24 protein-coding genes and 3 pseudogenes are annotated in these 22,525 nt (G+C 31.4%); all 27 read left to right on the top strand.

All coding sequences use genetic code 11. From position 1 onward, the window contains the following. Positions 1-71: 71 nt before the first annotated feature. The 27 genes and pseudogenes from JOD41_RS02920 to JOD41_RS02795 all read left to right on the top strand — a co-directional run bounded on the left by JOD41_RS02920 (position 72) and on the right by JOD41_RS02795 (position 22,406). On the top strand, positions 72-254 hold the full coding sequence (locus JOD41_RS02920) for a transposon-encoded TnpW family protein (protein ID WP_205051502.1): 183 nt from the start codon (positions 72-74) through the stop codon (positions 252-254). A 92-nt stretch (positions 255-346) separates the two neighbouring features. Then, entirely contained in the window at positions 347-1,066 is a 720-nt protein-coding gene (locus JOD41_RS02915) for a class I SAM-dependent methyltransferase (RefSeq protein WP_205051501.1), read from the top strand. A gap of 95 nt (positions 1,067-1,161) precedes the next feature. Continuing rightward, a complete protein-coding gene (locus JOD41_RS02910) occupies positions 1,162-1,482 on the top strand; it encodes a DUF3847 domain-containing protein (protein WP_205051500.1) in 321 nt (106 codons plus the stop codon). 243 nt (positions 1,483-1,725) lie between these two features. Further along, positions 1,726-3,186, top strand: coding sequence for a MobQ family relaxase (gene mobQ / locus JOD41_RS02905; RefSeq protein WP_205051499.1), 1,461 nt, complete (start codon positions 1,726-1,728; stop codon positions 3,184-3,186). Between the two features lie 72 nt (positions 3,187-3,258). Further along, on the top strand, positions 3,259-3,723 hold the full coding sequence (locus tag JOD41_RS02900; RefSeq protein ID WP_205051498.1) for a 2-thiouracil desulfurase family protein: 465 nt from the start codon (positions 3,259-3,261) through the stop codon (positions 3,721-3,723). A 45-nt stretch (positions 3,724-3,768) separates the two neighbouring features. After that, positions 3,769-4,119, top strand: coding sequence for a hypothetical protein (locus tag JOD41_RS02895; RefSeq protein ID WP_205051497.1), 351 nt, complete (start codon positions 3,769-3,771; stop codon positions 4,117-4,119). 150 nt (positions 4,120-4,269) lie between these two features. Next, positions 4,270-4,509: pseudogene (locus JOD41_RS02890) on the top strand (type IV secretory system conjugative DNA transfer family protein); the annotation flags it as partial. Between the two features lie 54 nt (positions 4,510-4,563). After that, the gene (locus JOD41_RS02885; protein WP_205051496.1) at positions 4,564-6,216 is read left to right on the top strand and encodes a recombinase family protein; all 1,653 of its coding nucleotides are present in this window, start codon (positions 4,564-4,566) and stop codon (positions 6,214-6,216) included. 97 nt (positions 6,217-6,313) lie between these two features. Further along, positions 6,314-6,643, top strand: coding sequence for a PadR family transcriptional regulator (locus JOD41_RS02880; RefSeq protein ID WP_205051495.1), 330 nt, complete (start codon positions 6,314-6,316; stop codon positions 6,641-6,643). 5 nt (positions 6,644-6,648) lie between these two features. After that, a complete protein-coding gene (locus JOD41_RS02875; RefSeq protein ID WP_205051494.1) occupies positions 6,649-7,230 on the top strand; it encodes a DUF1700 domain-containing protein in 582 nt (193 codons plus the stop codon). 5 nt (positions 7,231-7,235) lie between these two features. Further along, the gene (locus tag JOD41_RS02870; RefSeq protein WP_205051493.1) at positions 7,236-7,877 is read left to right on the top strand and encodes an alpha/beta fold hydrolase; all 642 of its coding nucleotides are present in this window, start codon (positions 7,236-7,238) and stop codon (positions 7,875-7,877) included. Positions 7,878-7,891: 14 nt separating this feature from the next. Next, positions 7,892-8,743, top strand: a complete 852-nt coding sequence (locus JOD41_RS02865) for a CPBP family intramembrane glutamic endopeptidase (RefSeq protein ID WP_205051492.1) — start codon at positions 7,892-7,894, stop codon at positions 8,741-8,743. Positions 8,744-8,875: 132 nt separating this feature from the next. Beyond that, positions 8,876-9,190, top strand: coding sequence for a DUF3847 domain-containing protein (locus JOD41_RS02860; protein WP_205051491.1), 315 nt, complete (start codon positions 8,876-8,878; stop codon positions 9,188-9,190). A 246-nt stretch (positions 9,191-9,436) separates the two neighbouring features. Next, the gene (gene mobQ, locus JOD41_RS02855) at positions 9,437-10,897 is read left to right on the top strand and encodes a MobQ family relaxase (protein WP_023056488.1); all 1,461 of its coding nucleotides are present in this window, start codon (positions 9,437-9,439) and stop codon (positions 10,895-10,897) included. A 61-nt stretch (positions 10,898-10,958) separates the two neighbouring features. Further along, positions 10,959-11,378 (top strand): nuclear transport factor 2 family protein, encoded by a 420-nt coding sequence (locus JOD41_RS02850; RefSeq protein WP_023056494.1) that lies wholly within the window; start codon positions 10,959-10,961, stop codon positions 11,376-11,378. An 11-nt stretch (positions 11,379-11,389) separates the two neighbouring features. Beyond that, positions 11,390-12,007: an SAP domain-containing protein gene (locus tag JOD41_RS02845; RefSeq protein WP_023056516.1), complete on the top strand. Its 618-nt coding sequence runs from the start codon at positions 11,390-11,392 to the stop codon at positions 12,005-12,007. Positions 12,008-12,115: 108 nt separating this feature from the next. Further along, a complete protein-coding gene (locus JOD41_RS02840; protein ID WP_205051490.1) occupies positions 12,116-12,280 on the top strand; it encodes a transposon-encoded TnpW family protein in 165 nt (54 codons plus the stop codon). A gap of 41 nt (positions 12,281-12,321) precedes the next feature. After that, positions 12,322-12,759 (top strand): annotated as a pseudogene (locus JOD41_RS02835) (type IV secretory system conjugative DNA transfer family protein); the annotation flags it as partial. 96 nt (positions 12,760-12,855) lie between these two features. Further along, on the top strand, positions 12,856-14,682 hold the full coding sequence (locus JOD41_RS02830; protein WP_205051489.1) for a DUF4368 domain-containing protein: 1,827 nt from the start codon (positions 12,856-12,858) through the stop codon (positions 14,680-14,682). A 100-nt stretch (positions 14,683-14,782) separates the two neighbouring features. Then, positions 14,783-14,935: pseudogene (locus JOD41_RS09160) on the top strand (TetR/AcrR family transcriptional regulator); the annotation flags it as partial. Positions 14,936-14,995: 60 nt separating this feature from the next. Then, the gene (locus tag JOD41_RS02825) at positions 14,996-15,394 is read left to right on the top strand and encodes a hypothetical protein (RefSeq protein WP_000184355.1); all 399 of its coding nucleotides are present in this window, start codon (positions 14,996-14,998) and stop codon (positions 15,392-15,394) included. A gap of 170 nt (positions 15,395-15,564) precedes the next feature. Continuing rightward, a complete protein-coding gene (locus JOD41_RS02820) occupies positions 15,565-16,158 on the top strand; it encodes an MptD family putative ECF transporter S component (RefSeq protein WP_001006067.1) in 594 nt (197 codons plus the stop codon). Then, entirely contained in the window at positions 16,159-16,845 is a 687-nt protein-coding gene (locus JOD41_RS02815; RefSeq protein WP_048950574.1) for an energy-coupling factor transporter transmembrane component T family protein, read from the top strand. It abuts the gene before it with no gap. Between the two features lie 12 nt (positions 16,846-16,857). Then, a complete protein-coding gene (locus JOD41_RS02810) occupies positions 16,858-18,273 on the top strand; it encodes an ABC transporter ATP-binding protein (protein ID WP_151378260.1) in 1,416 nt (471 codons plus the stop codon). Between the two features lie 3 nt (positions 18,274-18,276). Beyond that, complete coding sequence (locus JOD41_RS02805) at positions 18,277-19,989, top strand: ABC transporter ATP-binding protein (RefSeq protein WP_002842109.1); 1,713 nt, start codon at positions 18,277-18,279, stop codon at positions 19,987-19,989. Between the two features lies 1 nt (position 19,990). Then, positions 19,991-21,733 carry an ABC transporter ATP-binding protein gene (locus tag JOD41_RS02800; protein ID WP_002842115.1) on the top strand — a complete coding sequence of 581 codons (1,743 nt, stop codon included), beginning with the start codon at positions 19,991-19,993 and terminating at the stop codon, positions 21,731-21,733. Between the two features lie 256 nt (positions 21,734-21,989). After that, positions 21,990-22,406, top strand: coding sequence for a sigma factor-like helix-turn-helix DNA-binding protein (locus JOD41_RS02795; RefSeq protein ID WP_151378261.1), 417 nt, complete (start codon positions 21,990-21,992; stop codon positions 22,404-22,406). Positions 22,407-22,525 lie beyond the last annotated feature (119 nt).

Below are 22,525 nucleotides of genomic sequence, written 5' to 3'. Positions count from 1 at the left end.
TCAACCAATAAAAAAAGAGGTTTCCTAATCACAGGAAATCTTTTTTTGTGCAAGTCGAAAGGAGAAACTAAATGGCAGAAAATGAGAAAACAGATATTAAAGAAATACAGGCAGAACAACCCCAAAAGCCTGATGGTATTCTAACAAAAAAGATAAATGGAAAGACCTTTGTAACAGAGATATATTTTGATAAAAAGAGCAAAGAAACTTTTCAAGATAAACTGTTTAAGGTAATACACTCAAAGGATAAATAGTAGCGAGTAAGTGAGAAATCTGGCAGTAGAAAAAATGCCTAAAAAATGCTATAATATTTAGTAATTTACACAATATAAATGGGAGGTAAGTTATGGCTGAAAATTGGACAGCATTATTAGATAAATACATCAACAAACTTATTAGTCCTGATGGAAGACAGACCTATGAAAGTAAAGATGAATTAGTTAATCTTATGCTTAAATTAGCTGAATTGAAAAAAAGCGATAAGGTAATGGATATAGGTTGTGGCTGGGGAAATTTTTCAAAGGTTTGTAGTAATTTTTCAGATGAAGTTATAGGTATTGAGCCAAATGCAGATAATTTACAGGAAGCTATAAATCGTAGTAATGGAAATGTGAAATACATTCAAGGAAGTTTTGAAGAATTAAATTGTAATCAAAGCGTTAATAAAGTTATTAGTATGTTAGCATTCCATCAAGTGCCATGGGATTATAAAGAAAAGTCGTTAGAAAATATTTCAAAGATACTTACAACGGATGGTTATTTTTATTTGTGCGATACCATGCTTTTATTTGACGCAGAAAATGATACAGAATTATTTAATAAGGTATATAGATTTTTATTAAAAGAAACCACCCCTGAAGAAATATATAAAAATTATATAGAACCATACCTTAAAGAAAATGAAGTTTACACAGTTGAAGATATGAGAGAAAACAGTCCCAATGATAATTGGTTTTACTCTTTGAAAGAGTTGGAACATTGGTCAGAAAAAGCAAATATGGGATTAGTAAAAACTGTAGCTATTTGTCCATTTTTCGGAGTTGTAATTTTTAAGAAAAACAACTAACTAATAACTTAATAAAAACTAACACAGAAACAGTAAATCAAAAAAGGTTTACTGTTTTTTCTTTGCTCAAAATTAGAAAGAGAGGAAACGAAAAAATGAAAAACATAGAAGAAAAAATCTTAATGGCAGATGAAGAAATCAAGCAATTACAAAACAAAAGAAAAAAGCTCATCAGTCAACAGAAACAGGAAGAAAGAAAAAAGAGAGATAAAAGGATATATGAAAAAGGAGCAGTCTTTGAAAGTATCTTTACAGAAAGTAAAAATCTAACTAAAGATGAATTTTATCAGCTAATCACATCTCTAATTCGTAAAGAAGAAGCCAATATCAAAATTAAAAAAATCATTGAAAGCAGAGAAGAAACGGAAAATCAAAACACCGAAACCCAAGAGGAAGAAACGGACATAGAGGAATAGTCCCTTGTTTACAAGGGCGCACATATACACCTTAACAGGTGTGTGCGTTCTCCGAAGGCTCTTGCTAGATAAGCATATCAGCTAACGCTGATACAGGGGAACTACATTCCCCTACGGAAATAAATTTCCTACCCCTTGTGTACTTCGGGGAAGAAATCGGATAAAAAGCCATCCGATTTTTTTAGGAAGTCTTATCTATCGCCACCACAACCATACCGAAAAATGGAAAGGAGGTTTTCTTTTATGGCGATATATCATCTTTGTATAAAGATTATTTCAAGAGGCAAAGGCAAAAGTGTAGTAGCAGCTTCCGCCTATCGAAGTGGCGAAAAGATAAAAAACGAATATGACGGTATCGTCCATGACTTTACAAGAAAAGGCGGAATAGCTCATACAGAAATTCTTTTACCGCAAAATGCACCACAGGAATTTTCAGATAGAGAAACATTATGGAACAGTGTCGAGAAAGTAGAAAAGAATAAAAACTCACAGCTTGCAAGAGAAATTGAAGTAGCCTTACCCAAAGAATTAGACCGAGAAAAACAAATAAATCTTGTACGAGAATATGTAAAAGAAAATTTTGTAAAAGTCGGTATGTGTGCAGATATTGCCCTACATGATAAAAATGACGGAAACCCACATTGTCATATCCTACTAACCATGCGACCATTAGACGAAGATAAAACATGGGGAGCAAAATCAAAAAAAGAATATATCCTTGATGAAAACGGAGAAAAGGTAAAACTCAAAAATGGTAATTACAAAACAAGAAAAATAAATACAACAGACTGGAACGAGCAAGACAAAGCGGAAGAGTGGCGAAAAGCATGGGCAGACATTACAAACAAATATCTTGAAGAAAACAGCATACATGACAAAGTGGATCATCGTTCTTATCAAAGACAAGGCATAGAACAAATACCGACCATTCATTTAGGAGTGTCAGCAACCCAAATGGAGAAGAAAGGAATAGCTACAGACAGAGGAAATATCAACAGAGAAATCAAACATCAAAATGCAATTTTAAGAGAAATCTCAAGAAGAATAAAAGCTTTGTTAAATTGGATAAGAGGGATAGGAAAAGAAGAAAAAGCAGAAAATGAAAATACAAAGTCCACCCTCCCACCTAAAGAAAATCTGTTGTCAATCTTCGAAAATCTTATCCGTAAAAACGCAGATAAGAATAATGCAGACTTGGAAAAATATATTGAAAGTTATCAGCTACTCAAAGAGAAAAACATTACAAGTATCAATCAATTAAAAGAGAGCATTACCGATTTACGAGATAAGAATTATAAGACTACAAGAGCTTTAAAAGATACCGAAAAGAAGATTGATGAAAAAACACAACTCATAGACCAATCAGAAAAATATTTGAAGTATAAAGACACTTATAAAGTCTATACAAAATTAAAGAAAAGCAAACAGGAAGATTTTTATAACGAGCATACGGCAGAACTCATTTTATTTGAAAGTGCCAAGAAACATCTGAAAGAGTATTTAGGAGAAAGTAAAACCTTAGCCATCAGTAAATGGAAATCAGAACTTGCCACTTTGAAGAAAGAGAAGAAGAACCTATACAATCAAATAATAGAGATACGAGAAGAAGTTGAACAGGCAGAAAAGGTTAAGAACTGTATAGAGAAATTACAACAAGAAAACAGAGAACTAACACAGGTAAAGAAAAATGAGTTAGACTTGTAAAATTGGGGGGATATGATACAATATTGGAAAACAGTAATAGTAATAGGAATTGTTATATTGTAGGGAGAGTGGATGTATACACAATTGATAAGTGAAATTAATGCAGGAGATAAAATTGTAGTTAGTGCATGTTTAATTGGTATTAATTGCAAATATAATGGTAAAAATAATGCCAATCAAAATTTAATCGATTGGTTAAAGGATAAAAAATATGTTTCCATATGTCCTGAGATTTTAGGTGGGCTTTCTACTCCGCGTTTGCCTGCTGAAATTGCAAATGGAGTTGTGATAAATAAGGATGGCGAGTGTGTTCATGAAGAATTTATTAAAGGAGCAAAACTAGCACTTGAGAGGGTTATCTCAGAAAATCCCAAACTGATTATTTTACAGTCTAGAAGTCCAAGTTGTGGAGTGAAAACAATTTATGATGGTAAATTTCAAAATCAACTAATAGAAGGTAAAGGTGTATTTGCAAAAATGCTAGAAAAATATGGATACCCAGTAATGGATATTTCGGATTTTGGAAACAAGGAATAGTAGAAGAGTAAATGTGCAAATTTTCAAATTATGGAAGTGAAGATAATGAAAAAAATTGTTTTAATGATTTTGATATTTTCAATTATCCTTTCAGTAGCAGGATGTTATTCTAAAAAGGAGGACGAGAATATACTATCTATTGAAAAAGTTATTGAGCTTTCTCAGAAAGGCAATGATTTATCGTGGGATGATTTTGAAAAATATGAGGGCAAAGAGGTCGGATCAGGATTATATATTTTGGCATATGAAATAAATAATGAATATCATCTCATTATAGGAGGGGGAGATAAAAAGGAAACCCCAATGTATATCAGATTAGTATATAATGAAAACAAGGATGATTTTATTGATATAAGGCAAGAGAATGTGGAAGAATTCATTAAGAGTCATAATTAAAATAAAATATTGAAGAAACTTCATGTTTATTTAATGGAATGTAGCAATTTGAGAAACAGTAAATCAAAAATTAGATTTACTGTTTTTTCTTTGCCTAAAAATGAAAAATATTAAAAAACGTGTCCATAAATATAAAAAGGTACTTGACAAAACGCTTCCTGGGGGGAAAGCAAGGATATTGCTCCATATATTGATCCTAAGTTTGAAAATAATGTACTAATAACTAATACCGAAAGACTTACAATGAACTCAAGACCTAAAAATCCTAAATACGCTAGAAATAAAAATGTTTTAGTAATAGGAGGTTCTGGATCAGGTAAAACAAGATTTTATGTAAAGCCAAACCTAATGCAAATGCACTCTTCCTATGTAGTAACAGATCCTAAAGGATTAACCTCTTAGGGACAGAGAAAATAATAAAAACTTGGAAAGGAGGTAATTCTCATGTCAAATATGAAAAGAACAGGACAAACAGCCCTTTATGAGCGTTTAAGTCGTGATGATGAAATGCAAGGAGAAAGCAATTCCATCACCAATCAGAAGCAGCTACTTGAAAGCTATGCCAAAAGAAACGGCTTTGTAAATATCTATCACTATACCGATGACGGAGTAAGTGGAACAACCTTTGATAGAGAGGGATTTCAAAAAATGATAAAAGCAGTAGAAGAAAACAAAGTATCTACTGTGATAGTAAAAGATATGAGTAGGTTTGGCAGAGATTACCTCAAAGTAGGCTTTTACACCGAAATACTCTTCAAAGAAAAGGGAGTAAGATTTATTGCTATCAATAACGGAATAGACAGTGAGAAACAAGTAGAAAGCGACTTTACCCCTTTTCTAAACATCATGAATGAATGGTATGCAAGAGATACCTCAAGAAAGATACAATCCATCTTCAGAGCAAGAATGGAAGAGGGTAAAAGAGTATCACCAAGCGTTCCATACGGCTATTACAGAAACCCTAAGAACAAACAGGAGCTACTTGTCGATAAAGAGAGTGCAAAGGTCGTAAAACGTATTTACAGACTTGTTATAGAGGGATATGGAGTAACACAGATAGCAGAGATACTAACAAAAGATAAAGTCCTTATTCCGTCAGCCTATGCAGAAATACACTATCCTGAAAATAACCACAGTTCCAAGAAAAGAGGAATAGACGATCCATATTTTTGGACACCAACTACAATAGGCTATATCTTAGAAAAAAGAGAATACATGGGACACACTGTTCTTGGTAAAACAATATGTGTTGATTACAAAACCAAGAAACGCAGAAAGGCGAAAGAAGATGAACTGATTATCTTTAAGAACACTCATGAAGCCATCATTGATGAAGAAACATGGAAAAACGCCCAAAGGCTAAGAAAAACAGTTAGAAGAAGTCCAAAGTATGGTACAACATCAAATCCACTTACAGGACTATTAATATGTGCAGATTGTGGCGGTAAATTAAGTTACAGAGAGCCGGCAGAACATAAAGAAAAGAAATATGATTGTGATTATTGCTTTGTATGTCAACATTACAGACACAGAAAAGGAACTTGCAGTATTCACTATATCAAACTAAAAACAGTGAATGAAATTCTCTTAAAATCAATCAAAGAAATCACCGACTTTGCAAAAGAAGAAAAGCAAGAATTTATAAAAGTGATGAACGAGTTATCCGATGAAAAAAGAGAAGAAAAGTATCAAGGAGATAAAGAGAAGTTAGAAAAGCTATCGTCAAGAAATGCAGAACTAACAACCCTTATTACAAAACTGTATGAAGACCATGCACTTGGGAAAATTCCTGTAAAACACTTTGATAGATTATTTAATGTTTATGATACTGAGCAACAGGATTTAGAAAAACAAATACAGTATTTTGAGCAAGAAATAGAAAGCTATCATCAAAGAAAAGTTGATACTGATAAATTCCTAAAAATGATAGATAAATATACAGACATTGAGGAACTGACAGTACCAATGATAAATGAGTATATAGAAAAAGTTGTAGTCCACGAAGCCACAGGGGGTAGGCAAGGAAAAGATAGAAAACAACAAGTTGATGTGTATTTTAACTTTATAGGCAACTGTCAAGTACCACAGAAAAACTAGAACAGGAATACCTATTGACAAATATATACTATGTGGTACGATGTACATAGAGCGAACAATATTGAGTATTAATAAAATATAGAAATTAGGTATAAAAATGAACGAAGAATGGGTGTCACAAATCAAACGAGGGACATTAGAATTTGTAATTATGTCATTGATTCAAAACAAAGATAGATATGGTTATGATGTTATCCAAACGCTAGATAACTATCCTATGCTAAAAACCAAGGAAAGCACAATATATCCTTTGCTGAGGAGACTTTTGAAAAATGGATATCTTGAATCATATTGGCAAAATATGGGAGAGGGAATACCAGCTAGGAAGTATTATAAGATTACCGAATTAGGTATTTCTTATCTCAATCAGTTAAATGATGATTGGGAAATGCTTGTTCAAAATATTAATGAGTTGAGAAGAGGTTAAATTTTATGAATAAAGGACAAAATAAACAATTGGAAAAATATTTATCTCAATTAGATTCTTATCTTAGGTATATGCCTGTTTCTGAAAAAACAGATATTTTAAGTGAACTGAAAAGCACATTTTATGAACGTCTAAATAATGGACAATCTGAAGAATCAATTATTGCTGAATTGGGTACACCGAAAGAATTGGCTATGAGCTATATGGGTGAATCAATTATTAAAAAGAAAGGATTTTCTTTCAGAAGATTTATGATGGTGGTGGGTTTCTATTCAATTGCAACGATGGCATGGATGTCAATCATTCCGACTTTAGCGGTGCTTTCAATTTCTTTCTTTTTTTCAAGTGTTGTTAGTGTTTTAGCCGGAATTATGGGACTGCTAAAGGGGATTGTTCATATTTCTTTAATTGATAATATGAAATTTATGTTTTTTTTATATGAATTAAAAGGAGTTCCTGCTTTGCTTTTAGGCTTGTTGCTGGCAATAGTATTTATTGGACTTGGTATTTTATGCTGGAAAGGAACTATACAAATAATTAGTTTTTTACAAGTACAAAGATGGAAATTAAATAATAAAAGGAATTGACACAAATGAAAATACTATTTTTGCATGGTCTTGGTCAAAGTAAAAAAGCGTGGAATCAAACCATTAAACAACTTAATTGCGAAGATGTTAAATGTCTTGATGTAATTTCTAATAAATTAGATAATCCTAGTTTTAATTATTTAGCGGATCAACTAGAGATGAAACTAATTGAAGAACAAAATCCTATAATTATTTGTGGATTAAGTCTTGGAGCAGTTTTAGGATTTGAATTGTATTTCAGACATCCTGAAAAAATATCAGGGTTAGTACTTATTGCTCCTCAATACAAGATACCAACAATACTTATGGATGTTCAAAATTTTATTTTCAGGTTAATGCCAAATAAATTTTTTCCCAAAACAGGAACATCAAAAAATAATATGATTTCGATATCTTCATCCATGAGAAATCTTGATTATAGCGATAAAATTAAAAGAATATCTTGTCCTGTTTATATTGTTTGTGGGAATAAAGATAAAGCAAATATGAAAGCGACAATAAAATTAAATCAACTATTACCAGAATCAAGCTTACACTTAGTTTGCAATGCGAAGCATGAAGTAAACATAGATAAGCCTTATGAGCTAGCAGATATTATAAATAAAGCATACGATGAAATTTTGAATCTGAAATATAGTTTCAATTAGGTTAAGGAGTAAAAATGGAAGCAATTGATAGGAAAAGAATATATTTATTTTTTACATTTACGATGATGTGTTCTACCATTCTAGGTATAGCATATCATTTTAGTAAAAGTCCAGTTACCCTTACTCTTATGATGTTTACACCAGCTTTTTGCTCTGTACTAACAAGAATATTAACTAGAGAAGGCTTCAAAAATATGTATTTAAAGGTGAATATCAAGGGAAACTTGAAGTGGTATTTTTCTGCATGGTTTTTAACACCGTTAATAGCATACTTTGGCGTAATTGTATATTTCATAATGTTTAAATGTGATTTTAATCCTCTTGCCTCAGAACTGGCTCTTGCTGAAGGTATAACCTCTATGTCTGATTATGCAAAACATCTATTAATCTTAATACCATTGGCAGTTCTTATAAATCCTATAATGGGATTAGTACAATGTTTTGGTGAGGAACTTGGTTGGCGAGGTTATTTATTACCGAAACTTACAAAAGGACTTTCAAAATTTAGTGCAACAATAATTACTGGATTGATATGGGGGATTTGGCACATACCAATTATTTTATCGGGATATAATTATGGAGGTGAACATCCCTTATTAGGTAGTTTAGCAATGATTGTTTTTTGTGTAATTATAGGGGTATTTTCAGCATTTTTGTTCTATAAGGTTAAATCAATATGGGTTCCAGTAATATTTCATGCATCAATTAATGGGGTTGATTTATGGAAACCAACATCAATTTTTATGTCAAAAAATAGTAATCCATTTGTAGGTCCTGAACTCACAGGAATTATTGGAGGTTGCGGTTTTATTTTTGGGGCAATTATAATTGTTTGTACTTTAAAAATCAAAAGCAAAAGAAAGTAATTTTATTTTTGAAGTTTAAAAAGCAGTTTGTCGAATTAACAATTTAATAAAAACTAACACAGGAACAGTAAATCGAAAAAAAGGTTTACTGTTTTTTATTTCCAAAAATTAGAAAGAGAGGAAACGAAAAAAATGAAAAACATAGAAGAAAAAATCTTAATGGCAGATGAAGAAATTAAGCAGTTACAAAACAAAAGAAAAAAACTCATCAGTCAGCAGAAACAGGAAGAGAGAAAAAAGAGAGATAGACGCCTTTATGAAAAAGGAGGAGTCTTTGAAAGTATCTTCACCGAAAGTAAAGATTTTACCAAAGATGAATTCTATCAGCTAATCACATTTCCGAATATAAAAGAGTTAGTAAATCAAAAAATCAAGAAAATTATAGAGAGCAGAGAACAAAGCGAAAATCAAAATACAGAAAACCAAGAGGAAGAAAGCGACACATAGGAATAGTCCCTTGTTTACAAGGGCGCACTTATACACCCTAAAGGGTGTGTGCGTTCTCCGAAGGCTCTTGCAGAGAGCACATCAGCCAACGCTGATACAGGGGAGCTACACTCCCCTACGGAAATAAATTTCCTACCCCGTGTGTACTTCCAAAAAGAAATCGGATAAAAAACTATCCGATTTTTTTAGGAAGTCTTATCCATCGCCACATAAAAGTATCAGAAAAACGAAAGGGGGTTTTTAGCTATGGCGATATATCATCTCAGTATAAAGATTATATCAAGAGGCAAAGGGAAAAGTGCAGTTGCGGCAGCTTCCTATCGCAGTGGCGAAAAGATAAAAAATGAATATGATGGCATAGTCCACGACTTTACAAGGAAAGGCGGAATAGCCCATACCGAAATTTTATTGCCACGAAATGCACCACAGGAATTTGCAAGTCGTTCTGTCTTGTGGAACAGTGTTGAGAAAATAGAAAAAAGTAAAAACTCACAGCTTGCAAGAGAAATCGAAATTGCCTTACCCAAAGAACTGAGTAGAGAAAAACAGATAGAGCTTGTAAGGAAATATGTAAAAGAAAATTTTGTGAAAGTCGGTATGTGTGCCGATGTTGCTTTGCACGATAAAAATGACGGAAATCCACACGCACATATCTTACTTACCATGCGACCGTTAAACGAAGATAAAACATGGGGAGCAAAATCAAAAAAAGAATATATCCTTGATAAAAACGGAGAAAAGATAAAACTCAAAAACGGCAATTACAAAACAAGAAAAATCAATACAACCGATTGGAATGAGCAAGAAAAAGCGGAAGAGTGGCGAAAAGCATGGGCAGACATTACAAACAAATATCTTGAAGAAAACAGCATACAGGAAAAAGTAGACCATCGTTCCTATCAAAGACAAGGAATAGAGCAAATACCGACCATTCATTTAGGAGAATCAGCAACACAAATGGAGAAGAAAGGCATAGCTACAGACAGAGGAAATATTAACCGAGAAATCAAACATCAAAATGCGATTTTAAGAGAAATCTCAAGAAGAATAAAAGCCTTGTTAAATTGGATAAGAGGAATTGGAAAAGAAGAAACAGCAGAAACAGAAAACATAAAATCCACCATCCCACCAAAAGAAAATCTACTATCCATTTTTGAAAATCTTATCAATCAAAACGCAGATAGCAATAATGCAGACTTAGAGAAATATATTGAGAGTTATCAGCTTCTTAAAGATAAAAACATCACTTCCATATCTGAACTGAAAGAAAGCATAGTTACTTTAAGAGATAAGAATTACAAGACCACAAAAGCTATCAAAGACATTGAAAAAAGAATTGATGATAAAACACAGCTTATCGACCAAGCCGAGAAATATTTGAAACATAAAGATATCTACAAAGCCTATACCAAATTAAAGAAAAGCAAACAGGAAGATTTTTATAATGAGCATACTGCAGAGATTATTCTATTTGAGAGTGCCAAGAAATATCTGAAAGAGCATTTAGGTGAAAGTAAGACCTTAAATATATCCAAGTGGAAATCAGAGGCTAGCACTTTGAAGAAAGAGAAAAAGAGCCTATACAATCAAATATTAGAAATACGAGAGGAAGTTAAACAAGCTGAAAGTGTTAGAAGCTGTATAGAGAAATTACTACAAGAAAACAGAGGACTAACACAGGTAAAGAGGAACGAGTTAGACCTATAAAATTGAGTGAAAAAATGGTATAATATCAAATAAGTATTTGATTTTGGAGGTGTTTAAATTCATGGATGAAAGAGAGAAAATCATTCGTTTATGGTTTGATATGTGGCTTACACAAAAAGACTTAGGAATAGATGATATTTTTTCAGATGATGTGATTTATATTGAGAGTTGGTGTCCTAAGTATGAAAATCTGCAAACAGTAAAGCACTGGTTTAATGAGTGGAATACAAGAGGAAAAGTTCTTGCGTGGGATATAAAGCAATTTTTTCATAAGGATAATCAAACTATTGTAGAATGGCACTTCAAAAATAAAATGAATGAGGGGAAAGTTGAAGAATTTGACGGTATCTCTTTGATTGTTTGGACAGCCGATAATAAGATAAAAGCATTGAAAGAGTTTGGTTGTAATTGTAACAACTACAATCCTTACAAAGAGAGTGAAACACCATTATTTAGAGATGAAAAAGCAAATTGGTTTTAGGAGATAGAATATTGATAGAAAGTAGACCTGAGTTTGACAAAATTACATCGTTTGATGAGTTTAATAAATACTATTGGTATCGTGAAGAACTTTCACGGATATGCAAGTCATTAGGATTAGAATACAGAGGTACAAAACAGGAACTCAATTATATTATTGAGCAGTACTTTAAGGGTGATTTGATTAAAAAGTCATCAATAAAAAATGAAAAGAAACAAGTAGAAACTATTACCTTAGATACTCCATTACTTGAATGCGGGTTCTCCTTTAACACACATTTCAGAGAGTATTTCTCAATTTTAACAGATGTTTCGCCATTTAAATTTACTGCTGATATGGCTACTGCTTGGAGAAAAGTAAAAAGAGAAAATGATTTGAGTTTTACAATTCAAGATATGCTAAAAGTTTATTATGGAAAATCAAATTATGCGAAGTATGATAATTCAGTTTGTCAATGGAACCAATTTTTAAAGGATTTCTGTGCAGACAAAAATAGTTGCAAATATTCGAACAAATTAAAAGTAGCCTCTATTCTTTGGAAAGAAGTCAGAAATTCAAAAAATGAAAAAATTTATTCAAAGAATCTTTCGACTGAATATGCAGATAAGATAAAAGAGTATTGCAGGTAGGATATTTTTAGCTTGCTAAACTAACAAGTCAATAAAAGCTAACACGAAAGCAGTAAATCAAAAAAGGTTTACTGTTTTTTATTTGCCTAAAAATGGAAAGGAGGATACATGGAAGAAGAAAAAAGAAAAATACAAGTACCACCACATAAACAGTTAATTATGGATATTGGAAAGACAAAATACACTGTAAACCTACATTTCAAGCAAGGTACAGGTGAAACATACAAGGATAAAATACTAAAGCTACTCAAAAGAGAAATAGAAAAGATATAAATTTGTCAAAGAAATTTTGTTTATGTCCTTGACAAATCTTCCCAAAAGGCACACTTGTGTTAGAGTGTGGAAAAATGCTTTATGAAAATGGATATGACATAAAGATTTTAAATACAATAAACTTTAAAAAATCTATGAAATACAATCCATTTGCCTATTTGAGAAGTGAAAAAGATATTTTAAAGCTTGTTCAAACTATAATTGCTAATACAAAGGGAGATGGAGAAAAGGCAGGAGAAGATTTCTGGGTAAAGGCTGAAAAGTTATATTACACTGCTCTCATCGGTTATATATATTATGAAGCACCAGAAGAGGAAAAGAACTTTAAGACGCTTTTGTATATGATTGACGCAAGTGAAGTTAGAGAAGATGATGAAACCTATATGAACCCAATTGATAGGCTTTTTGAAGCTCTTGAAAAGAAAGACCCAAGTCATTTTGCAGTTAAGCAATATAAGAAATATAAGCTTGCAGCAGGAGTAATAGAATTAAGGAGAACACTTAATCACTGTTTTAGTGAAACATGTACTTCTTAATTCTTTTTTATTTAGGAAATTAAGAGGAAGGAGGAAAAAGTGAGGAATTTTGAAAAGATAACAGCACTCTATGAGAGATTAAGTCGAGATGATGAACTTGAAGGAGAAAGTAACTCAATCGTTAATCAAAAGAAAATCCTTGAAGAATATGCAAGTAAGAATAATTTAACCAACATCATCCATTTTACAGATGACGGAATAAGCGGGACACAGTTTGATAGACCAGGCTTTATGGAAATGATGAATGGAGTAAATACTGGAAATATCGGTTGTATCATCGTAAAGGATATGAGTAGACTCGGCAGAGATTATCTCAAAGTCGGTCAATGTATGGAGATATTAAGACAAAAGGGCATAAGACTGATTGCTATAAATGACAATGTAGACAGCTTTTACAGAGAAGATGATTTTACCCCTTTTAGAAATATTATGAATGAATGGTATGCAAGAGATACTTCAAGAAAAATACAATCTACATTCAGATCAAAAGGAGAAAGCGGAAAGCATACGGCAAGCACACCGCCTTATGGATACATCAAAGATGAAAAAGACAAAGATAAGTGGGTTGTAGATGAAAAAGCAGCCGAGATAGTAAGACGAATATTTAATCTTACAATGGACGGAGCAGGACCATACAAAATAGCAAAGATACTGGAAGCGGATAAGATAGATATACCCGCTTATCATCAGAAAAAATTGGGATATGGATTACATCAAAGCAAAAACTTTGAATATCCTTATCGTTGGTGTAGCTCCACAATTGCAAGTATCTTAAAGAAAAAAGAATACTTAGGGCATACAGTTAACTTTAAAACAAGAAAGCATTTCAAGGATAAGAAAAGTAAATATGTATCCGAAGATAATTGGCTCATCTTTGAAAATACTCACGAAGCCATCATAGACCAAGAAACCTTTGATAATGTGCAAAGGATAAGAGGAAATGTAAAAAGGTATCCTGATGGTTGGGGCGAATATCACCCACTAACAGGACTGATGTATTGTGCAGATTGTGGAAGCAAGATGTATGTTCATAGGACAAATAACTATAAGAATATTCCTTATTATGTTTGCAGTAATTATAAGAAAGCACCTTGCGGAACGCTATGTCCATCAGCTCATAGGATAAAAGCAGAAGTAGTCTTAAACCTTATCCAAGAAACATTAAAAGATATAAAAAATTATCTTGATGAAGATAATGAAGCATTTATTCATTCCATTCAAAATGAAATGGAAGAAAAGGAAAAGGCACATATAGAAAAGAAAAAGATAAGATTAACAGAAAGCCAAAACAGGCTTCAAGAGCTGGAACGATTGATGTGCAGAATTTATGAAGATATGATTTTAAATAAGATACCGAATAATCGCTATGAAATTTTAAATAACCAATATGAAACGGAGCAGATAACTTTAAGTAAAGAAATTAAGGATTTGGAGCAGCAGGTATCAAGATATGAAAAAGAAACAGACAGAGCTAAAAAATTTATATCTCTTATCAGTCGTTATGAAAACTTTGATGAACTTACAACCACAATGATAAATGAGTTTGTAGAAAAGATTATCGTACATGAAAGAGATAGAAAAGGAAGTCAGACATCAAAGCAAAAGATAGAAATTTACTTTAATTTCATAGGCAATTATGAACTGCCACAGGCGGAGTTAAGTGATGAAGAAAAACAAAAACTTGAGGAAGAAGAAAGAAAAATCGAAGAAAGAAAAGACAAGCTACATCAAAATTACCTGAAACGAAAAGCAAGCGGAAAACAGAAAGAGTATGAGGATAAATATAAGGCAAGAAGGGAGCAGAAGAAACAAGAGAAATTAAAGGTTTTGAAAAGAGAGGGGATACCGGCAAGAGATTTTCAGTAAAGGCAAGAGATTTTCAGTAGAATATTGTGGATTGACTTTGAGGTTAGATTATGCTAAAATATAGTAAACGGTGTTATCTTAATTTGGGAGGTGAAACTTACTGAGAGACAAAGATGTTACAATAAAGAAAATATTAAAAAGTGCAAAAAGCGAGTTTACAGAGCATGGATTCGAAGAGGCTTCTATTCGCACTATTGCTAAAAATGCAGGAATTACACCTGGTGCAATATATAAGCATTTTAAATCTAAAGAAGATATTTTTAAGGTACTTGTAAGTCCTATACTTAATCACTTATACAGAAGAAGTAAAGAATTGACAAATCAAGCGATTGAAGAAATTAAAGTAAATGGTTTACAAGCTTTTGGAGAAAAATCTGATGATAGTAATAGGGAATTATTGGAATTTATTTACCAAAACGATCCTATAGTTAATCTTCTGTTTAACTGTTCTCAGGGTACGGAATTTGAATCAATTCGTCATGATTTAGTGAATCTTGAAGTGCAGGGTGCTAAGAAATTGATCGAGGTTCTTAAAGAAAAAAAGATTGAAGTAAATGATTTGAATGATGATGAACTTCATGTTCTTTATACAATGGCATGTACACCTTTATTTGAGGTAATCACACATAGGTATTCATATAATGAAGCCTTGAATTTTATCGATATGATGGAGGCAGCAATGAATTTTGGTTGGAGGAGGATTATTAAATGAAAACATAATATAAAATTAAAAATAATAAATTTTGAAATCGGGTTAATCCCGATTTTCTGCGTTTTATGGAAAGTAAACAAAAATAAGAAAAATTTACCAGTAAAGATTATTTTGAATCAATCATATTGCAACTGGTAAATAAATATAAAAATTTAAAAGGAGGTATTCAAATGAATGAAACAAAATTAAAAACAAAAGATTTAGTTAACATCGGCATTTTTTCAGTGATTTATATGGCGTTATCCATGGCGGTAATGATTATTCCAATACTTTCACCGATACTTTGGTTATTATGGCCAGCAATGACAGGCATAATATGTAATTTTATTTACATGTTGTTGGTCTCTAAGGTGCCAAAACCAGGAACGGCTTTACTTTTGATAGCAATTACAGGGATTATATATTTTGCTATAGGAGAATGCACTTTTACAATTGTCATAACTTGCGTTATTGCAGGGGTTTTAGCAGAAATTACTAGAAAAATTTTGGGATATAAAAGTCAAAAAAGCGTAATAGTATCTTCAGGATTGATTTGCATTGGATTGATTGGCTCACCATTGCCTATGTGGTTGTTCCAAGAATCTTATATGAAATCTATTATTAAAATGGGAATGAGTCCAGAATATGTAAATAAATTACAAACTTTAATTTCAATTCCAACACTTATCGGGATGATCATTACTGCATTTATTGGAGGAGTCATTGGTGCATATATAGGTAAAGCAATGTTCAAAAAACGTTTTGAGAAAGCTGGAATTATGTAAATGGAGGGTATTGTAAGAGGCATTATAAAGCTAAATCCACTAACTGAAATCATTTTTTTGATTTCAGTTAGTATTATTAGCTTTGCAAATAATAGCTTAAAATTAGATGTTTTTATTCTTTTAATGGTTGCTATTATAGCGTTATTTATGGGACTTGTTAAAATATCTTTAAAGGCATTATCTATGTTTGTATTATTACAGGGATTGAAATATTTTGTTTTGCCGATTCTACCAGATGTCATATCAGCACATTTTGGATTATTGGTGATTCATGCTCCTAAGTTAATACCGATTTTTTTAGTTGGTCAAATTCTTGTAAAAACTAATCCTATACGAAATATTATGTATGCCTTAAAAATGATGCATTTTCCAAAAAGCCTAATTATTTCTCTAGCAATAGGCATCAGATATTTTCCATCTTTAAGAGAAGAAAAAATATTAATCTCAGATGCAATAAAAATAAGAGGCGTGACTGGATTTAAAAAGATACAATTAGGACTAATATCTTTAATAGTTACAGCTTCTAATACCGCAGATGAATTAGCTCAGGCTATTACAGTAAGAGGGATAGAAAATCCTGCAAGAAAGACCTTTATGGATGATGCAGGATTTAACATTTGGGATCTAATAATTATTCTATTATGTATTCTGATGTTCTTTAATGTAAAGTTCAAGTTATTTTTATAAGAGGTACGAAACATGATTAATATAAATGAAGCTTCATATTCCTATAAGAGAAGCTTAGAAAACCAGTTAAAGAAAATTTCAATAAAGATTAATCAAGGAGAAGTTATCTTATTATGCGGAAAATCTGGTTCTGGGAAAACAACTATAACAAAATTAATCAATGGATTGATTCCTCATTTTTTAGAGGGAAATTTATTAGGAAATATTTTTATAAATGGGATAAACACAAAACAAATGAAGATATATGAAATTTCTGAAAAAGTGGGAACAATTTTTCAAAACCCCAAAACACAGTTTTTTAATTTAGATTCAGATAGTGAACTAACATTTGGATTAGAAAATTTAGGTGAAAACCCTGATAAAATAAAAAGACAAGTTTTTAAAGTGGTACGTGATTTGGGAATTGAAAGATTAAAAAACAGAAATGTTTTTATGATGTCAGGTGGAGAAAAGCAATTACTTGCTATTGCATCTATTTATGCTACCAATCCAGATGTATATGTGTTTGATGAACCTTCTGCAAATATTGATGAGTATGGCATTGAAAGAATAAGAGAGATGCTTATAAATCTTAAAACTCAGGGCAAGACAATTATTATTTCTGAACATAGACTCTATTATTTAATGGATTTAATTGATAGAGCTATTTATTTACAAGACGGAAAAATAAAATATGTTTTTTCAAATGTGGAATTTTCTTCAATTACTGACGAATCACGAAAGAAACTGGGACTTAGAACTTTTGTAAGAAAGAAAAATGATGATTTTGCAAATCCTGTCACATTTTGTGAATCTGATGACTTTGTAGTTTCAAATTTAGAATATGAAAATAAGAAACAAAAAATTTTAGATAAGATAAATATTTCCGGAAACAAGGGAGATATTATTGCAATAACAGGTAAAAATGGTCAAGGAAAAACAACATTAATGAGAATTTTGTGTGGACTGTTGAAAGAAAACGAAGGAAAAATAAGCTATAAAGGAAGTCCCATAAAATATAAAAAACGAAGAAAACTTTGTTATATGGTTATGCAAGATGTAATTCATCAGTTTTTTTCGGAATCTGTAAGAGATGAATTTAGTTTATTTGATTCTAAAATAGATGAAAAGCAAATAGATAATATTCTAGAAAAATTAGATCTTAAAAAATTAGATAATCGTCATCCTATGTGCTTATCAGGAGGTCAAATGCAGAGACTTTCTGTAGCATTGGGGATGTTAATGGATAGAGAAATTATTATTTTGGACGAACCAACGAGTGGACTTGATTATACAAATATGCTCGAAATAAGCAAAGTCATTAAAGAATTTTCAAATAATAAAATTATATTTATTGTTACGCATGATAATGAATTGATTGATAGTACATGTAATAAATTATTGGAGATTTGTGATGGCAGAATAAAAAGATTTTATGAAAGAAGGTAAAAGATGGATATTCTAAAGGGACATAAAAGCAAGATTTTCGCAGCTGTATTCATTGCGATAGTAGGAGTAGGATTTGGTGTAATACCTTATTTTTCTGTAGCAGCCATTATTAATAACTTGGTTGCAAAAAATGCAAATTTAAATAATTATTATCCATATATTTTTGCTGTATTTTTGGGATTTTTGGCAAGTATATTATTTCATGAAATATCTACTATTATTTCTCATAATCTTGCCTACAGGATTATTGAAGATAAAAGAAAGTTATTAGCTGACAAATTAAGTAAAATTTCTATGGGAGAAGTTGAAAGAAAGAGCAGCGGACAGTGGTCTCAATTTATGGTGGAAACACTTGATAAAATGGAAAAACCGATTGCTCATGTGATTCCAGAAGTTATTGCTAATATATTCATTCCTATAGTATTGATCATAACAATTTTTATAATGGACTGGAGAATAGGAATTGCAAATTTACTTACAATTCCATTGGGATTATTGTTCTCAATGTTAATGATGCGAGGTTATGAAGAAAAATCTAAAAGATATCAAGAAGCAGCTAAAGCTATGAATACGACAATGGTTGAATATGTAAATGGTATTAAAGTTATAAAAGCATTTAATAAATCAGCATCATCATTTGGGAAATTTAGAAAGACTGTTGAAGAAAATAAGAACGCAATGCTTGATTGGTACTTGAGTGTTTGTTTTTCAATGACAGCAACTATGGAAACTATCCCGTCAACTATGGTATTCGTTTTACCAGCTTCCTTGTATTTCTTTATGAAGGGTAGTGTTGAAGTAGGGACTCTTATCATGTGTATATTGCTATCATATGCTTCATATAAACCATTAATAAAAGCTATGAGTCATATGGAAACAATAGCAAATATAAAAGTTGTATTTGAAGAAATAAAAAAGATAATGGAAATTCCTAACTTAAAAAGAGGAGAAGAAGTAAGAGACATAAAATCTTATGATGTAGAGTTTAAAGATGTTACATTTGCATATGAAGAGTCAAAGAATGTATTAAATAATATTTCGTTTAGAGCAAATGAAAATGAGTTAACTGCAATCGTTGGAAATTCAGGTAGTGGAAAGTCTACTATTACAAAACTAATCGCAGGATTTTGGAATGTTTCTAATGGAGAAATTTTAATTGGAAAAACAAATTTGAACGAATTGCCTTTAAAACAGAATATGGAGCTTGTTAGCTATGTGTCGCAAGAAAACTTTCTTTTTAATAAAACAATATTAGAAAATTTAAAGATGGCGAAGGAAGATGCGAGTATGGATGAAATTAAAGAGGCTTGTGAAAAAGCGAGTTGCTATAATTTTATAAAGAGCCTACCAAATGGATATGAAACTATTGTAGGAAAGGGAGGAGCAAATCTTTCTGGAGGAGAAAAGCAAAGAATTGCAATAGCTAGGTGTTTTTTAAAGAATAGTCCTATTGTACTACTTGATGAAGCAACAGCATATTCTGATCCTGACAATGAATCAGTTATTCAACAGTCTATTGATAAGTTAATTAAAGATAAAACAGTGATTATGGTAGCTCACAGGTTATCTACAATTGTAAATGCAAATAAAATAATTGTGGTGGATAATGGAGAAGTAATTGAAGAAGGCACTCATAAACAATTACTAGAGTTAAATGGGAGATACAAAAAAATGTGGGATGTATATACAGAATCTAAAGAAATCGAGGTGATATAAAGTGAGAGAATTGATAAAAACTTTATATGAGGTGTCAGGGTCATATTCAAATAAAATAACAAAAATGCTTATTTTTGATGTATTTAAGGGAGTATTTGAAGGAGTTTCTTTAGGTGCAATTCTATTATGTTTGACCAAAATTTGTGAAAATATATTCACGAACCAAAGCATTTTAATGAAAGATGTGTATATTGTTTTTATTATTGCAGCTATAAGTGTGGTGGGAAAAATTATATTTGGATATCTGGCTGATAAAAACAAATACATTGCTTCGTACAATTTAGGAGCAGAAAATAGATTATATATTGGTGATCGTTTAAAAAATGTAAACATGGGATATTTCAGCACAAATTCTTTAGGGAATATAGCAGGAGCATTGTCAACTGTTATAGGTGAACTTGAAACAATAGGAGTTTTTATTATTGAGCAAATGCTTGTAGGTACAATACAGACACTAATTATGGTTATTTTCATACTACCTTATGATTTTGCAACAGCTATAATTATATTGTTGACTTTGATTGTTGGAACCTTAGTAAACTTATTCACACAAAAAAGCACAGATCAACTAACAGAGAGATTGTTAGGACTTAAATTGGATTTAAGTGAAAAAATGCTTGAGTATGTAAATGGGATAGGAATAACTAAAGCATTTGGAAAAGATAAAAATACAGTCAAGGAACTAAACGAAAGTATTACAAAAAGTCGCAAAGGCTTCCTTGCTGTAGAAAAAATTTTAGTTCCAACACAGTTTTTATTCTTGTTAGTATTTAAACTTGGTATTTGTGTGATAATTTTTAGTTCTATAATAAGATATTTATCAGGGGATATTGAAGTTACTAAAGCTATTATATTAATTGTTATGAGTTTTGTTGTTTTTTCTGGATTTGAATTAGCAGGAAGTATGCAGAGTATTAAGGGTGTTGCTGTACGAAATCTTAATACTGTTATAAATTTAAGAAATTTGCCTGTAATTGAAGAAGGTGAAATGACAGAAGTAGATAAAGCAGAAATATCAATGAACAATATTTCATTTTCTTATGGAAAAGAAAATCTTTTCAATAATCTAAGTATGCTTGTTCCAGATGGGAAAACTACTGCTCTTGTTGGATTTTCAGGAAGTGGTAAAACAACACTTTGCAATTTAATGGCGAGGTTTTGGGATGTAAATTCTGGCGAAGTAAAAGTTGGAAATCTAAATATTAAACAGTACAAGTATGATGAATTGCTTTCAAATTTTAGCTTTGTTTTTCAAGACGTGTATCTTTTTGATGATACCATAAAAAACAATATTAAGTTTGGTAATCCAAATGCAACAGATGAAGAAATGATAGATATTGCCAAAAAAGCTCAGTGCCATGATTTTATTATGAAATTGCCACAAGCTTATGAAACTGTTTTGCAAGAAGGGGGTTCAAATCTATCGGGTGGTGAGCGTCAACGAATTTCTATTGCAAGAGCCATGTTAAAACCGAGTAGGTTTGTAGTTCTTGATGAGGCAACTTCAAGCGTAGATCCAGAAAATGAAAAAGAATTATTGATTGCTTTGAAAAACTTATTAAAAGGCAAAACTGTTATTGTAATTGCACACAAGCTTTCTACTGTAAAAAATGCAGATCAGATAGTTGTTTTAAAAGATGGTGTTATAAAACAAGTAGGAACACATAGTGAACTTGCATCTAAACATGGAATATATAAGGATTTTATTGAAATCAGAAAACAATCTGAAGAATGGGTAGTTTAGAAAGGTTTGATATATGAATATTAGATAGATGTAAGAAACGGGGGAGTAAGATGAAAAAGACTTTTCATATAGAAGAAAGAAATAACAAAAAATTCTTCTTGCCTTATAGTTTCTTATTATCTCAAGCAACTAAATATATCTAAAAAAAAGATAGATTCATTTCTTTTCGGAGGACTATTTACACCAAAGTGTAGAAGTCCTCCTTTTTTTATTCTCAAAAAGCAAAAACAGAGAGCATAAAAAGGAGGATTACACAATGGACAAAAAAGAATATTTCCTTTATGTCAAAGGAAAAGCCGTACCTGTAAGTGAAGAAGTCTATAAAGCCTACTGGAAGATAACAGAGCATGAAAAATATCTCCAAAGAAAAGATTTGAAGCATAATGTAATTCCATTTTCAGCACTGGATCATGATGGACACTTTGTAGAAACAATAACAGATGAAAGAATAGACTTGGAAAAAATCGTAGAAGTAAAAATGCAAATTGAAGAACTAAACAAGGCATTAGCTACACTAACAAAAGAAGAAAGAGAGTTAATAGAAGCCATCTTTTACAGGGAAGAAAGTCTAAGGTCGATCAGCAGAAAAGAGAAAGTTACACATCAAGCAATCAGTGGGAGGAGGGATAGAATTTTAGAAAAACTGAGAAAGATTTTAGAAGATAAAATCTAAAAAATGATGAAAGGTTAAATATCAAAGAAAGGTGCTTAGCCTTTCTTTAGAGAACAGAAGAATATTAGATGGAGGAACATAAAATGAAGAAGAAAAACAATTTAGAAGAAGAGAAGAAC

This window comes from Peptoniphilus gorbachii (assembly GCF_016908115.1).
GTDB classification, from domain to species: domain Bacteria; phylum Bacillota; class Clostridia; order Tissierellales; family Peptoniphilaceae; genus Peptoniphilus_A; species Peptoniphilus_A gorbachii.
Note: the sequence above shows the minus strand (reverse complement) of the source record. Positions and strands in the feature narration are given on the sequence as shown.

What these genes read in the sequence shown, in the direction of transcription:
- JOD41_RS02920 (WP_205051502.1), top strand. Translation starts at nt 72, where the DNA reads ATGGCAGAAAATGAGAAAACAGATATTAAAGAAATACAGGCAGAACAA.
- JOD41_RS02915 (WP_205051501.1), top strand. Translation starts at nt 347, where the DNA reads ATGGCTGAAAATTGGACAGCATTATTAGATAAATACATCAACAAACTT.
- JOD41_RS02910 (WP_205051500.1), top strand. Translation starts at nt 1,162, where the DNA reads ATGAAAAACATAGAAGAAAAAATCTTAATGGCAGATGAAGAAATCAAG.
- mobQ (WP_205051499.1), top strand. Translation starts at nt 1,726, where the DNA reads ATGGCGATATATCATCTTTGTATAAAGATTATTTCAAGAGGCAAAGGC.
- JOD41_RS02900 (WP_205051498.1), top strand. Translation starts at nt 3,259, where the DNA reads ATGTATACACAATTGATAAGTGAAATTAATGCAGGAGATAAAATTGTA.
- JOD41_RS02895 (WP_205051497.1), top strand. Translation starts at nt 3,769, where the DNA reads ATGAAAAAAATTGTTTTAATGATTTTGATATTTTCAATTATCCTTTCA.
- JOD41_RS02885 (WP_205051496.1), top strand. Translation starts at nt 4,564, where the DNA reads ATGTCAAATATGAAAAGAACAGGACAAACAGCCCTTTATGAGCGTTTA.
- JOD41_RS02880 (WP_205051495.1), top strand. Translation starts at nt 6,314, where the DNA reads ATGAACGAAGAATGGGTGTCACAAATCAAACGAGGGACATTAGAATTT.
- JOD41_RS02875 (WP_205051494.1), top strand. Translation starts at nt 6,649, where the DNA reads ATGAATAAAGGACAAAATAAACAATTGGAAAAATATTTATCTCAATTA.
- JOD41_RS02870 (WP_205051493.1), top strand. Translation starts at nt 7,236, where the DNA reads ATGAAAATACTATTTTTGCATGGTCTTGGTCAAAGTAAAAAAGCGTGG.
- JOD41_RS02865 (WP_205051492.1), top strand. Translation starts at nt 7,892, where the DNA reads ATGGAAGCAATTGATAGGAAAAGAATATATTTATTTTTTACATTTACG.
- JOD41_RS02860 (WP_205051491.1), top strand. Translation starts at nt 8,876, where the DNA reads ATGAAAAACATAGAAGAAAAAATCTTAATGGCAGATGAAGAAATTAAG.
- mobQ (WP_023056488.1), top strand. Translation starts at nt 9,437, where the DNA reads ATGGCGATATATCATCTCAGTATAAAGATTATATCAAGAGGCAAAGGG.
- JOD41_RS02850 (WP_023056494.1), top strand. Translation starts at nt 10,959, where the DNA reads ATGGATGAAAGAGAGAAAATCATTCGTTTATGGTTTGATATGTGGCTT.
- JOD41_RS02840 (WP_205051490.1), top strand. Translation starts at nt 12,116, where the DNA reads ATGGAAGAAGAAAAAAGAAAAATACAAGTACCACCACATAAACAGTTA.
- JOD41_RS02820 (WP_001006067.1), top strand. Translation starts at nt 15,565, where the DNA reads ATGAATGAAACAAAATTAAAAACAAAAGATTTAGTTAACATCGGCATT.
- JOD41_RS02815 (WP_048950574.1), top strand. Translation starts at nt 16,159, where the DNA reads ATGGAGGGTATTGTAAGAGGCATTATAAAGCTAAATCCACTAACTGAA.
- JOD41_RS02810 (WP_151378260.1), top strand. Translation starts at nt 16,858, where the DNA reads ATGATTAATATAAATGAAGCTTCATATTCCTATAAGAGAAGCTTAGAA.
- JOD41_RS02805 (WP_002842109.1), top strand. Translation starts at nt 18,277, where the DNA reads ATGGATATTCTAAAGGGACATAAAAGCAAGATTTTCGCAGCTGTATTC.
- JOD41_RS02795 (WP_151378261.1), top strand. Translation starts at nt 21,990, where the DNA reads ATGGACAAAAAAGAATATTTCCTTTATGTCAAAGGAAAAGCCGTACCT.